Genomic DNA, 13,261 nt, shown 5'->3' with positions numbered 1-13,261 from the left:
CGCTAATCCGTGAAAAGCGCCTTGCGGATGATCGCGTGCACGCCCCAGTTGCCATCGACCACTTGCGTCACGCCGAAGTCCACGGCCACCGACATCAACGAGATCGCTTCGTCTTCGCTCAGTCCCTTGGTCGACATGAGAAAGCGGCGCGTCTTGATGAAGGCGTCGCGCATGGCCTGATCGAGCGTGGACTTCTGATAGACCTCGCTCTGCGCGCTGGTGCCGAATTCCGCGAGATAGTCGGCGTGGCTGAAGCCGTGCAACACCCATTCGTCGGCGGTTTCGACAAGCGGATACGTGAGGTCCGCAAAGGGCTGTGAGGCGAGCGTGTGCTTCTTGTGCAGGATCAGTTCGAAGTCGCCCGTAAGCGAGCATTCGATAGCCGTGCCGCACAACTCGGAGTCTCCTTGCGACGCATGCGGGTCGCCGATGGAAAGCAGCGCGCCCGCCACGCCCACGGGCAGAAACACGCTTGCACCCGGTCCCACGCGCCAGTTGTCGAGATTGCCGCCGAAGGCCGAAGGCGGGATCGAATCGATCAGACCGTTCTGGCGAGGCGCGACGCCGATCACGCCGAAATGCGGCCGCACCGGAATGGTGACGTTCTTCAGCACGTTGTGATTTTCGACGACGGTCGAATGATCGACCGGCACGCCGGGATAATCGATGATTGGATGCATCACGCCGAACGGATCGCGTTGCGGCGTCCAACGATAGTTGTAGACGGCGCGCGCATAGGCGCTTGTGTCGACGCGTTCGGTATCCGTATGAAGCTCGTAGATCGTCACGACTTCGCGAGGCTTGGGTTCGGTCAAGAGCTCGCGATAGTGAAAGCCCCACCACGCGGCGGCGTTGCTGCCAAATGCGCGGCCATGATATTTCGGGTTCGCGCAGCGGCGCGGATGAATATCGACGATCCGCACTTCGAGCACGTCGCCCGGCTCCGCGCCGGTGACGGCAATCGGTCCCGTGCAGATATGCACGCCGAAGCCTTCGCCCGCGCCGCGTCCGTAGATCGATGCGTTCATCGGTCCCGCGCCGCGCCGGTCCACGTTCTTGCGCTCGGCGGTCCAGTGGAACACGCTCTCGGCGCCGGGATCGCCCGCGATCATACGATCCCAGTCATCCGCGGCATGTTGCGTGAGCGCTTCCACGGTCACGGTGTCGCCGCTCTGTACTTCGAGCACGGGCTTCAGATCGTGGCTGAAATAGCCCCAATGCACGGTATTTGCCGTTGCGCGCAGCAGATGATGGCGCGGCTTGTCGCGTCCGAGCCGAGGTTCGATATGCACGGCATCGAGTTCTTCACGCACGGCGACGAGCGTATCGCCCGCATGATCCTGACGCGCCTGCGCGATCAGGCTCGCCGCATTGACCGGCAAGCCGCGCGAGAGACTTCGCACCAGATGACGCGCTATTTCAAGGCTCGCCTCGTGCCTGAAGGTGCGCGGCGACGCGCCGTAACGTTCGCGAAACACGCGGCTGAAATGCGCGGGGTCGTTGAAGCCCCAGCGAAAGCAGATGTCCGAGATCGATACTTTCTCGGAGAGCGGATCGGCCAGTTCCGCGCGGCATCGCTCAAGACGGCGTGAGCGCACATAGGTCGAAAAGCTCTGTCCGGCGAGTTCGAAAAGCTTCTGCACATAGCGTGGCGACACGCGCTCGTCCTTTGCAAGCGTGGCGACGCTCAAGGTCGATTCGGCGAGATTTGCTTCGATGAAGCGGCATAGCCGCGAGAATAGCGCCGCCTGCGACGGCGTGAGTCCGTTGAACGAGCCCTTGCGTTCCTGTCCCGCAAGACACGCGACGAGCATTTCCGCGAGCGCGAGTTCGGTGGGACGCAATTCATCGGCGCTCAAGGTCTCGAGGCTCTCGACCACCGAGCGCAAGAAGCCCGAAAAGATATGGCCCATGCCCGTTGCGCCCGGCAGCAGCGCCACGCGCAACGAAAGCGGCGAGAGCAAGCGCGCGTTGATCGCGCTCTTCGGCGCACGCACGATAAAGGCGCGAAAGCGCCCCGCGAAGATCAGCGACGCGCTTTGTCCCGATGCCGCATACACGATGTCATGCGGGCTAACGCGTTCGCGCAGGCCGTCGGCGACGAGCGTGGCGTCGCCATCGATCAGCAATACGAGCATGAGACTGCCGCTTTGATCGGCGCTCAGTTCGAGCGTCTGCGCGGCCGAGGCGATCGTCGTGAACTCGATGCCGCCCGCCGATACACGCGATGTCAGCGTGCCTTGAAGACCGCGTTCGCCGCCTTCTATCTTGCCGTGCCACCCCAGGCGCGCGAGCGCCGCTTTCCATTCATGTCGACGTTCGAACTCGGGATACGACTCGGTGGTGAAGCGCGACAGGTTCAAGCGAAAACTCCACGAATAGCAGGCAAGACGCGCTTTGGAAAAGCAACTCCCGCGCCATCGCGGCCATGCGGCGACGCCATGCAAGGCGTGCCGAACCACAGTGCATGCATGCGCCATCGCGGCGCATGCATGCACTCGCGCGCGACACGGCGGTACCGGCGAAAGCGGTTCTTGGACGAGCGTGCACGTGAGGACCAGCAGTTGTGCGCAGCCAGACAAGTTAGCGGGATTTCGGTCGCCTACGCTCGGGGCATCGCAAGTCAATCGTCATCAGCGGTCAAGAGCCGCCAGGAGCGTATCGATGCAAAGGAATCTCATGGGCCGTTTAGCTCGCGTGTGGCTCGGCGCTTTGTGCGCGTCGCTGTTCGCGTTCGCGGGGCAAGCACACGCCGCTTCGCCCGCCGAATGCAGCGCGTTGCAGGCGAAGTATCCACAGTTCAAGGGCAAGACGCTCACCAACGCGATCAATCCGCACACGCCGGGCTATGAAGCGCTCGATCCGAACGATCCGAGCAAGTACGTCGGCTTCGATATCGACTTGGGCGAGATGATCGCGCAGTGTCTCGGCTTCACGATGGCGTACAAGCCCGTCACCTTCGCCGCGTTGCTCACGACGCTGCAGAGCGGTCAGGCCGACATCGTCATCTCCGACATCTACGCAACCGAGGAACGCGCCAAAGCCGCCGATTTCATCACGTATTCGAAGGTGTTCGACGGCGTGCTCGTCGCGAAGGGCAACCCCAAGAAAATTACCGGCATCAACACGTCGATGTGCGGCACGACCGCCGCTGAAAACACCGGCTACGTGGAAGTGCCGCTGGTTCAGGCGCTCGCGCCGCAGTGCAAGGCGGCAGGCAAGCCGGAAGCCACCGTGCAGCTTTACGACAACAACGCCAACTGCATCCAGGCCATTCTCGCCGGCCGCGCAGATACGTATATCAACGACGTGAACACGGTCGATCAGGCCGTCAAGGCGTATCCGGACAAGCTCGAAAAAGCGACGGCGGTGACCTTGCCGTATTTCGTGGGTATCGGCGTGCCGAAAGACAAGCCTGATTTCCGCGATGCCGTGATGGCCGCGCTCGTCGCCATTCAGAAGAGCGGCGCACAGTCGGACTTGCTCAAGAAGTGGGGCCTCGGCGTGGAGAACCTAGCCGCGCCGCAATTGATCGTCGCGAAGTAAGCACGGGAAGCATCGGCTCATGGACCTGTTCCTTCACTATCTCGGCCTGCCGTATCTTCTGGACGGCATCCGCTTCACGATCGCCGTGACCTTGCTGGGACTCGCGGGCGGCCTCGTGCTGGGACTCGTGCTCGCGGCCATGCAACTGAGCCGTATCGGGCCGCTCGCGGCGATCGCGCGCGGCTACACGGTGATCTTTCGCGGCACGCCGCTGATTCTGCAACTGGTGTTCGCCTACGACGCCTTGCCGCATATCGGCATCAAACTGAGCGCGATCGGCGCGGCGGGCCTCGCGCTCGCCGCGAACGAAGCGCCGTTCATCGCCGAGATATTCCGCTCGGGCGTGCTCGGCGTGGATCGCGGACAAACACTCGCGGGGCAGGCGCTCGGCATGACGCCGGGCGTGTTGATGCGCAGAATCATCGCGCCACAGGCGATTCGTTCGATGATCCCCGCGCTTGGCAACGAAACGGTCAGCGCACTGAAGAACTCGTCGCTGGCGTCGGTGATCTCGGTCGGCGAACTGACCTTGCGTAGCACGCAGCTTGCATCGTCCACGTTCGACTTCTTTTCGATCTTCTTCGCGTCGGGGCTTTTGTATCTGTGTCTCACGGGCGCCATCGCAGCGATTCAGTTGATGATCGAACGAGCGCTCGATCTGGATCGCGCGAGCACGGGCGGCGGTTTCTGGGGACGACGCAAACCCGCGCCCGCACCGAAACCCGCGAGTCCCGGCGACTTGCCGCCTGTCTTCGCGCCGATCACGGCTGCCGAACGCGCGCGCCGCTACGACACGCTGGCTCGCAACGGCGTGGCCGTGCAGATCAGTGGCGTTCACAAGCGTTACGGCGAACAGGCCGTGCTGAATGGCTTCGACCTCGACATCCGCTCCGGCGAAGTCGTCGCGTTGCTCGGGCCGAGCGGTTCGGGCAAGAGCACGCTGCTTCGCTGCATCAACCATCTGGAGCAATGGAGCGAAGGCGAGATACGCGTGGGCGGCCGGCGTCTCGGCTTTCGCGATGACGGGCGGCGAATGAATCCGCGCGAGCTGGCGCGAGAACGTGCGAGTCTCGGCGTCGCCATGGTGTTTCAGCAATTCAATCTGTTCAGTCATCTGACGGCGCGCGAGAACATTGCCTTGCCGCTCGTATGGGTACACGGCGCAACGCTCGCCGATGCCAACCGTCGCGCCGATGCCTTGCTCGAACGCGTGGGCCTCGTGCATCGCGCGGATGCCTTGCCGCGTCATCTGTCGGGTGGCCAGCAACAGCGTGTGGCCATAGCGCGTGCGCTTGCGCCGAACCCGCGCGTGCTGCTGCTCGACGAGCCGACATCCGCGCTCGATCCCGAACTGGTCGGCGAAGTGCTCGAAGTGATCCGCCGTCTCGCGCTCGACGACGGCCTCACCATGATCATCTCGACGCATCAGTTGCGCTTCGCCGATGAAGTGGCCGACCGCGTGGTGTTCTTGAGCGGCGGAACGGTGGTCGAGGAAGGGCCGGCGCATCAGGTGTTGACGCATCCGCATCATCCGCTGACTGCGCGCTTTCTCAACGTGATGGGCGCGGGCAGCACGCTCGAAACGGTGCATTAAAACCCTAAAGCCGAGGACGATTCAATGAAGCATTACACGCTGCCCGTTTCATCATCCACCGTGCATTGGGGATACTTCAGCAAACGGGTAGAGCCGCGTCTCACGCTGAAGTCGGGCGACCGCGCCACCATCGAAACGCTGACGCATCATGCCAACGACGACCACGAGCGCATGGTCGCGGGCGACCCCGGCGCGCAGAGCGTGTTCGAATGGACGCGCGAGCACAAGGGCGTATCGCGGCGCGGTGCTGGCCCTACAGAAGGTCCGTTCAAACTGGGCGATGGCGAAGGCGTCGGCGTGCATCTGCTGACCGGGCCTGTCGAGATAGAAGGCGCCGAACCCGGCGATGTACTCGAAGTGCGCATCCTCGATGTACGGCCGCGCCCGAGTTGCAACGCGTGTCATGCGGGCAAATGCTTCGGCTCGAACGTGGCGGCGTCGTGGGGCTTTCAGTATCACGATCTGATCGAGGAGCCGAAGCCGCGCGAAGTCGTGACGATCTTCGAACTTGATACTTCCGGCGAGCCGTATGCGCGCGCCGTCTACAACTATGTGTGGACGCCGCAGACCGACCCGGACGGCATCGTGCATGCGACCATCGATTATCCTGGCGTGCAGGTGGATCATCGGCTGGTGAAGAAGCGCGAGAACATCCTGCCCGACATACGCGTGCCGGCGCGGCTGCATTTCGGCACCATGGGCGTGGCGCCCGCCGAAGCGGACTATGTCAGCTCGATTCCTCCGAGCTATACCGGCGGCAATATCGACGACTGGCGTATCGGCAAGGGTTCGAAGATGTATTACCCGGTGGCCGTTGCGGGCGCGCTGTTTTCAGTCGGCGATCCGCACGCGGCGCAAGGCGACAGCGAACTCGGCGGCACGGCCATTGAAACGTCGCTCACGGGTGACTTCGAATTCATCCTGCACAAGCAGGCGGATCTCGAAGGCACGTTGCTCGAAGGACTGACGCATCCGCTGCTCGAAACGGATCAGCAATGGTCCGTGTATGGCTTTACGTTTCCGAACTATCTCGCCGAACTCGGCGCCAACGCGCAACTCGAAGTCGCGCAACACGCGAGCCTCGACCGTGCCATGCGCGATGCCTTTCGCAAACTGCGGCGCTTCCTGATGACGGTTCATGGACTGAGCGAAGACGAGGCCATCGCACTCATGTCCGTGGCGGCGGATTTCGGCGTGACGCAGGTTGTCGATGCGAACTGGGGCGTGCATGGCTCCATCCGCAAAGAGGTGTTTGCAAACTACAAAAAGCGCTGAGTATTCCGCGCTTTTGAATCGCGATGTGTAGATTGAATGGACGGATACACTGAGATACATCGCTCCTGATCGGCTGGGATATAAAACCGTCGAGGCCACTCTTCAAGTGGACCCACGAAAATTCCCGAACCAATCGATAAGGAGGTCTGGTCATGTCAGAACCCGTCAATCAACGGCGTCGTCTTATGCTTGGGACGACGCTTGCAAGCGTCGCCCTTGCGGACTTCGGCTTCAGCACGTTCGCGAAGGCGCAATCGTCCACTGTTAGAGCGACGAGCGCGGGCGCGTCGTTTGGCCCGATCAGGCAGATCGATGCGGGCAAGCTCAACGTCGGCTATGCGGAACTCGGGCCCGCCAATGGCACGGTCGTGTTTCTGCTGCATGGCTGGCCTTACGACATCCACAGCTATGCCGAGGTCGCGCCTATTCTGGCCGCGGCCGGTTATCGCGTGATCGTGCCGTATCTGCGTGGCTATGGCTCCACGCGCTTCCTTTCCGCCGATACCGTGCGCAACGGTCAACAGGTCGTGACAGCGGTGGATATCGTCGCGCTCATGGATGCGCTCAAGATCGAGCAGGCCATCTTCGGTGGTTACGACTGGGGTGCGCGCACGGCAGATTGCATCGCTGCATTGTGGCCGGAGCGCGTGAAGGCGCTGGTGTCGGTGAGCGGGTATCTCATCGGCAGTCAGGAGGCGAACAAAAAGCCGCTGCCGCCCAAGGCGGAGTTCCAGTGGTGGTATCAGTACTATTTCTCGACGGAGCGTGGCGCGCTGGGTTATGCGGCCAATCGCGATGCCTTCAACAAGCTGATCTGGCAGCTTGCGTCACCGAAGTGGAATTTCGACGATGCCACGTACGAACGCTCGGCCGCATCGTTCCAGAATCTGGACCATGTCGCGGTGGTCATTCATAACTATCGCTGGCGGCTCGGGCTTGTACAGGGCGAAGCGCAATACGACGCGCTCGAACAGCGTCTTGCGGCAGGACCGACCATCTCCGTGCCCACCATCACGCTGGAAGGCGATGCCAACGGCGCGCCGCATCCCGAACCTGCTGCGTATGCGAAGAAGTTCACGGGCAAGTATGTGCATCGCACGCTGGGCGGGGGTGTCGGACACAACTTTCCGCAGGAAGCGCCGAGGGAGTTTGCTGATGCGATGTTGCAGGTGACGAAGTTGTGAGACGAGTGTTGCCTGTTATGGCGCGCGTGCGAGGATCGCGTTAGGAAGTCACATGACCGCCGTCGGTGGAAGCTTTGACGGCGGCCTTCTTTGGGCGCGTGACTGACTGCAGCCTCGGTAAAGATGTGGCCGATGTATCAGCGAGAAAGCCCTTTGGGTCATCAGAAAACTCCTAAAAATAGAATACTGCGTCGATATCCAAATGGCTTGTTAAGTCGATGAATCTGCAGAAATTCTTATAGTCGAGCATCGCATTGCGGAGAGATTGGCTGCGCACGAGCAGCGATTTTTTCGGCAACAATTCCTTACTGGCCTGAATTGAGTTCGACTAGCGATTCGTCGATCTCAGGGCAAAGAACTACGCAGTGCGATCAGGATGCCGAAACGCTGGATCGAAATGTCGTGCGCATCAAAAGAGATTCATAGGAGATGTATTTAGATGTCGATGGTATTGCCAAGTCAGGCCTATACGCTACAACTCAAGCCGCAGTCCTTTCCCGTCTCCGTGCTTAGATTTTCCGGCAAAGCGAGCGTCAGTGAGCTCTATGAATATCAAATAGATTTCACGAGCCCGGTCGCCGATATTCCAATGGACCAAGTCGTCGGCCGACCAGCGACATTTACCATCGATCCTGTTGATCCCGATCAAGGGTATCTGCAAAGAATGTTCGGTGAGCGCTGGAAGGACTTTAGCAAGATGCCAAAGTCGTACGTCACGCACGGGATGATCTGCCGCTTTGAGCAACTCGGAATGTCCGCCGACGAGACGCGTTACCGCGTCGTGCTCGTCCCCAGGATCGCGGATCTCGCCCGCGCCCGCAAAAGCAGGCTGTTCCAGATGCAATCCGTCGTGGAAATCATCACCGATACATTGCGCCACTACGGCTATCGCCTTGGCGTGGATTTCGATTTTCTGAAGCTTCGCGGCAAATACAAACGCCGCGAGTACGTGACTCAATATCACGAGACGACATTCGCCTTCATTCAGCGACTTTGCGCAGAGGAAGGGCTGTGGTTTCGCTTCGAGCAGAAGTCCAATGGTACCGCCATGATTTTCGGCGACGATCTCGACGCCTACGCGCGCAAACAGCGCGTCGTTCCTTATCGTCTTCATTCCGGTTTGGAAAGCGCGGGTGCTGAATCGCTTCGTTCGCTCAAAACGATCACCCGGCGCGTGCCCGAAGCAATTCAGCTCGACGATTACAACCATCGGCAAGCGGATGTCTCATTGCTAGTCGAGTCCAATGCCGCGCCTGCCGATAAAACCACTGATGGCGTGGACAACCATTGGGGCGAACACTATGAGACGCAAGAAGAAGGCAAGACGATTGCGCTGATTCGTCATGAGGCGCATCTGGCGGAGCAGATCAGCTACTCAGGTCGAGGCAATCCGTTCTCCCTCGAGGCAGGTGAAGTAATGCGTCTGGACGTGAATCCGAAGGACGCGCCGCATGGTCTCTTTGTCACGTCGGTACGCTGCGGAGGTGGACGCGGTACGTCGTATTGGTGCGCTTTCCGGGCGATTCCCGCAGATCGGAGATGGCGCACCAGCATCGACAAGATCGAGCGACCGAAGATCGCAGGAACTCTTCCCGCGCGGATAGATTCTCCAGGCAAGTACAAGTACAGCTATCTCACGGAGAAGGGCCCGTACGTCACGAAGATGCCGTTCGATTTGGACGAGTGGAGTCCGGGTGGACGCAGTCGCCCTATCCGGATGGCACGGCCGTATGCGGGACCTAACTACGGTCATCACATGCCGCTGATCGACGGAACCGAGGTGGCGCTGGTTTTTACGGCACAAGATCCAAACAGACCAATCATCGTAGGCGCGTTGCATGACAGCCTCAATCCGGACCTCGTCAATAACCTCAATCACACGCGAAATATTATCCGCTCGGCTGCGGAGAATGAGTTGCGCATGGAGGACAAGGCGGGGGTCGAGCATATCCACCTGACCACGCCGTATCAGACCAGCGAGCTCAATCTCGGGCATATGGTCGACGAAGGGCGCAAGGAGCGCGGTCGCGGCGCAGAGTTACGCTCGGATGAGCATATAGCGGTGAGAGGCGGAAAGGGTCTGCTGCTGACGGCCGAAGTGCAAAGGAAAGCTACGGGCGCGCAACTCGACATGGCTGCGGCGCAAGAGCAGTTGAAGCGCGCGATCGAGCGCATCGAGTTGCTGAACCAGGCTGTGCAGTCGGCCGAAGCCGTAGTCGCTGACCTGCAGAAGCAGAAAGCGCTCTTTAGCGACGCACTCGACGGGCTCAAACAGTCCGTCGTGCTCATGAGCGGCCCTTCGGGCATCGGGATCACGTCGGGTGAACACCTGCAGTTGAATGCAGACCAAAACTTGATTGCTACTGCCGGTGGCAACGCCGATATCGGCGTAATGCGCAATTTCACGGTGGCAGCAGGTCGCCAGGTGTCACTCTTTGCGCAGTCTCAGGGCATGCGGCTGACCGCTGCCAAGCAGGATATCGTGGTTCATGCACGCACAGGCGGCATGGAGCTGTCCGCGTCGAAGGACATGCACTTCAACAGCATCGACGGCGCTGTTACGGCACAGTCGAAAGGCGCGCTCACGCTCACGAGCGGCGGAGCTTATATCAAGATTGAAGGCGGCAACATTGAACTGGGCGCACCAGGCAGCATTCTGCTCAAGTGCGGCAGCTTCAACTGGTCAGGCCCCGGCAATCTGTCGCTCCCCATGCCCGAAATGCCGATTGGCCCGTGCAAGCAGTGTCTGATGGATGCGCACCGCGGCGTCGAAGCAATGACCGAGGTGGCGTGATGGAAAACATGATCGCGACACCTTCCGCGCAAGATGCCGATATGGATTGGGAGCAATGGCGACATCGGCTGCTGGCTCAATTCGATTCGTTCATGCACGAGCAATCCGTCAATCTATATCTGCTCGTGGATACTCGTGGCAGCCCGGGAATCGACAAGCTATTGCCGAAAGTAAAAGGCCTCGCTTGGACTTCGCTTTGGCATGGTTCCGTGCTCGACTCCTATACGGATATCGCACCGTATTTGATTCATGTCGAACGCCTGGCGCTTGACGAGCCGCAAGAGCTGGCGGGCCGACTTGCTCGACGCATCTGGATGGAAGGCGCCTCGGGATTCATGCTCACCTGGATCTGGTCACCTCTTTCGTTGACAGAGCTGGATGAGCATTTGAAACACTACACGCGTTACGCGATACCCGACAAGCGCGAGTACTTTCTGCACTTTTACGACAACCGCATTCTCGCGCGTATTCGAAGCGTCTGGACCGACGAGCAGGCACATTGTTTTATCGCGCCCTGCAGGGAAATCTGGTTTCGAGATCGCGATCAAGGCGAGATCGTCTGGCGGAGCGATGGGGCTTCGAAGCCAGCGCGAGCGGATGCGCCATTAATTCTGTCGTCGGATCAGCACGCGCGATTATTTGCGCTTGGCCATGCGGACAAACTCGCGATGCAATTGCGCGAAATGTATGGCGTGAGGCTCGACGAGAAGAGCGATTTCGCGCTGTACCTGCTTGTCACCGAGCAACTCGAACGAGCCAGCCGCTATCGTCTAAGAGAGAAAGACGACTTCCTGAATTACGTCTCGAAGGGCATCGTGCTTTCGCCTCGTTTCGACGAGCATCCGGTGATTCAGGAGCGTCTGCAACGAGCGCGAAACGGCGAGATATCGCATCGGGAGGCTTTGAGCGGACTTACTCGTGACGTGATTAAACAGGTGGCGGAGAGTTGAGCGGTTACGGGTTTGCCGTATGGATTCCTCGACTAGTGTTCTTGATACGTGCTTGCCATCGCGACGCACACTGAATTGATGAGATAAGCCAATGGGCTACAAACGAATGAACCTATCAAGGTTGTTCTGGCATTTCCTTTTTTCGGCCCTGGCAACCGTCTCTCTCGCGGGCTGCGACTTCTTTTCTTCTGAGCCAGTGTATGGCGGGTTGAGCGCGGAGGGTATGAACTACACGCCGTACAACCTGACGGAGTTTGTGGTCCGTGACAAATATGGGAATCGAGCCAGTGGAGGCGGGGATCTGCCGCCAGGGTCAGGCGAAGGAAGTTTGAGTTGTTGTTACAAGCTAAAGGGAACGGAGTTCACGGTCGAGTGGCAAGTCTATGACATGGAAGAATTCGCTAAAGACATCTATGCACCGATAAAAGAGATCAAAAAAGTAACCACGGTTCATCTTGATCCTGTGAAGAGGTCTGACCGAGCCGGCAACGACGTCTTTGCTGTGCACTTCTATCCAGACGACCATGTCGAATTCGAGTTTCGCAATGACTTTAGCGGCTCTCGAATCGAATATGGAAAGGTCGATGAGTGGTTTCAAACGAAATACGGCAAGGCTGCAAACCCAGACGATCTTGACTGGGCTGCCGCCTACCGTCGAACCACACGTGTGGCTGTTCAAGGCTGGCTGAAATACCGCTTCACCGACTCCGTCGATCTTGAGCAGTACGTGTACTACACGTTGCTTGTCAATCCGAAGTTTGACGAACACCCGGCGGTGCAGCGCATCGTCATGGAGTCGAAGGGCAAGCCCGGAGCGTTTGGTCTTGCAATGCAGAAGCTGCCTGCAGATGTTGTGCGCGAGATTAAGAGCAACAAGTTCGATCATGTGGCAAACGGAAGCAAAGTTGGCCAAGCCGATTCAATTTGATCTTGCTAACCGCGTGCGGCGTCGCTGGTTGAACGCAGTTGTTGCAAGCAAAAGTGCTTGCCCTATCTGTCTGGTGGAATGGTGAACTAACGCAATCATGCGCATACGAATGAACCTTTCAAGTTTGATGAAACACATCTTTGTTTTGCTTGTGGCAACCGTCTTTCTTGCGGGCTGCGACTTTTTTTCTTCTGAGCCAGTGTATGGCGGGTTGAGTGCGGAGGGTATGAACTACACGCCGTACAACCTGACGGAGTTTGTGGTCCGTGACAAATATGGGAATCGAGCCAGTGGAGGAGGGGATCTGCCGCCAGGGTCAGGCGAAGGAAGAATAAGCTGCTGCTACAAGCTCAAAGGCACGGAGTTCACGGTCGAGTGGCAAGTCTATGACATGGAAGAATTCTCTAAAGACATCTATGCACCGATAAAAGAGATCAAAAAAGTAACCACGGTTCATCTTGATCCTGAGAAGAGGTCTGACCGAGCTGGCAACGATGTCCTGGCTGTGCACTTCTATCCAGACGATCATGTCGAATTCGAGTTTCGCAATGACTTTAGCGGCTCTCGATTTGACTATGCTGAAGTACATCATTGGTTTAAAACGAAGTACGGCAAGGCTGCAAACCCAGACGATCTTGACTGGGCTGCCGCCTACCGTCGAACCACGCGTGTGGCTGTTCAAGGCTGGCTGAAATACCGCTTCACCGACTCCGTCGATCTTGAGCAGTACGTGTACTACACGTTGCTCGTCAATCCGAAATTTGACGAACACCCGGCGGTGCAGCGCATCGTCATGGAGTCGAAGGGCAAGCCCGGAGCGTTTGGTCTTGCAATGCAGAAGCTGCCTGTAGATGTTGTGCGCGAGATTAAGAGCAACAAATTCGATCATGTGGCAAACGGAAGCAAAGTTGGCCAAGCCGATTCAATTTGATCCTGCTAACCGCGTGCGGCGTCGCTGGTTGAACGCGGTTGTTGCAAGCAAGAGTGCTT

The 13,261-nt window shown here is 59.0% G+C and carries 9 protein-coding genes; 8 read left to right on the top strand and 1 reads right to left on the bottom strand.

Going from position 1 to position 13,261, the window contains the following annotated elements:
* Positions 1-2: 2 nt before the first annotated feature.
* Entirely contained in the window at positions 3-2,363 is a 2,361-nt protein-coding gene (locus tag QCE79_RS17255) for an acetamidase/formamidase family protein (protein ID WP_309846302.1), read from the bottom strand.
* 301 nt (positions 2,364-2,664) lie between these two features.
* Between QCE79_RS17255 and QCE79_RS17250 the strand changes: the two genes are divergently transcribed.
* From QCE79_RS17250 to QCE79_RS17215, 8 genes are all read left to right on the top strand, one after another.
* Positions 2,665-3,546 (top strand): ABC transporter substrate-binding protein, encoded by an 882-nt coding sequence (locus tag QCE79_RS17250; RefSeq protein WP_244831832.1) that lies wholly within the window; start codon positions 2,665-2,667, stop codon positions 3,544-3,546.
* 19 nt (positions 3,547-3,565) lie between these two features.
* Complete coding sequence (locus QCE79_RS17245) at positions 3,566-5,140, top strand: amino acid ABC transporter permease/ATP-binding protein (protein ID WP_284503553.1); 1,575 nt, start codon at positions 3,566-3,568, stop codon at positions 5,138-5,140.
* Between the two features lie 24 nt (positions 5,141-5,164).
* Complete coding sequence (locus tag QCE79_RS17240) at positions 5,165-6,415, top strand: acetamidase/formamidase family protein (RefSeq protein WP_244831831.1); 1,251 nt, start codon at positions 5,165-5,167, stop codon at positions 6,413-6,415.
* Between the two features lie 152 nt (positions 6,416-6,567).
* Positions 6,568-7,599 (top strand): alpha/beta hydrolase, encoded by a 1,032-nt coding sequence (locus QCE79_RS17235; RefSeq protein WP_309846296.1) that lies wholly within the window; start codon positions 6,568-6,570, stop codon positions 7,597-7,599.
* 439 nt (positions 7,600-8,038) lie between these two features.
* Positions 8,039-10,393, top strand: a complete 2,355-nt coding sequence (locus QCE79_RS17230; protein ID WP_309846294.1) for a type VI secretion system tip protein VgrG — start codon at positions 8,039-8,041, stop codon at positions 10,391-10,393.
* Positions 10,393-11,343: a DUF4123 domain-containing protein gene (locus QCE79_RS17225; protein WP_309846292.1), complete on the top strand. Its 951-nt coding sequence runs from the start codon at positions 10,393-10,395 to the stop codon at positions 11,341-11,343. The genes QCE79_RS17230 and QCE79_RS17225 overlap by 1 nt, the downstream gene beginning before the upstream one ends.
* Positions 11,344-11,434: 91 nt before the next feature.
* The gene (locus QCE79_RS17220) at positions 11,435-12,271 is read left to right on the top strand and encodes a DUF3304 domain-containing protein (RefSeq protein ID WP_309846291.1); all 837 of its coding nucleotides are present in this window, start codon (positions 11,435-11,437) and stop codon (positions 12,269-12,271) included.
* Positions 12,272-12,380: 109 nt separating this feature from the next.
* The gene (locus QCE79_RS17215; RefSeq protein WP_309846286.1) at positions 12,381-13,202 is read left to right on the top strand and encodes a DUF3304 domain-containing protein; all 822 of its coding nucleotides are present in this window, start codon (positions 12,381-12,383) and stop codon (positions 13,200-13,202) included.
* Positions 13,203-13,261 lie beyond the last annotated feature (59 nt).

Source organism: Caballeronia sp. LZ003, from assembly GCF_031451465.1.
Classification (GTDB): Bacteria; Pseudomonadota; Gammaproteobacteria; order Burkholderiales; family Burkholderiaceae; genus Caballeronia.
Note: the sequence above shows the minus strand (reverse complement) of the source record. Positions and strands in the feature narration are given on the sequence as shown.

What these genes read in the sequence shown, in the direction of transcription:
- QCE79_RS17250 (WP_244831832.1), top strand. Translation starts at nt 2,665, where the DNA reads ATGCAAAGGAATCTCATGGGCCGTTTAGCTCGCGTGTGGCTCGGCGCT.
- QCE79_RS17245 (WP_284503553.1), top strand. Translation starts at nt 3,566, where the DNA reads ATGGACCTGTTCCTTCACTATCTCGGCCTGCCGTATCTTCTGGACGGC.
- QCE79_RS17240 (WP_244831831.1), top strand. Translation starts at nt 5,165, where the DNA reads ATGAAGCATTACACGCTGCCCGTTTCATCATCCACCGTGCATTGGGGA.
- QCE79_RS17235 (WP_309846296.1), top strand. Translation starts at nt 6,568, where the DNA reads ATGTCAGAACCCGTCAATCAACGGCGTCGTCTTATGCTTGGGACGACG.
- QCE79_RS17230 (WP_309846294.1), top strand. Translation starts at nt 8,039, where the DNA reads ATGTCGATGGTATTGCCAAGTCAGGCCTATACGCTACAACTCAAGCCG.
- QCE79_RS17225 (WP_309846292.1), top strand. Translation starts at nt 10,393, where the DNA reads ATGGAAAACATGATCGCGACACCTTCCGCGCAAGATGCCGATATGGAT.
- QCE79_RS17220 (WP_309846291.1), top strand. Translation starts at nt 11,435, where the DNA reads ATGGGCTACAAACGAATGAACCTATCAAGGTTGTTCTGGCATTTCCTT.
- QCE79_RS17215 (WP_309846286.1), top strand. Translation starts at nt 12,381, where the DNA reads ATGAACCTTTCAAGTTTGATGAAACACATCTTTGTTTTGCTTGTGGCA.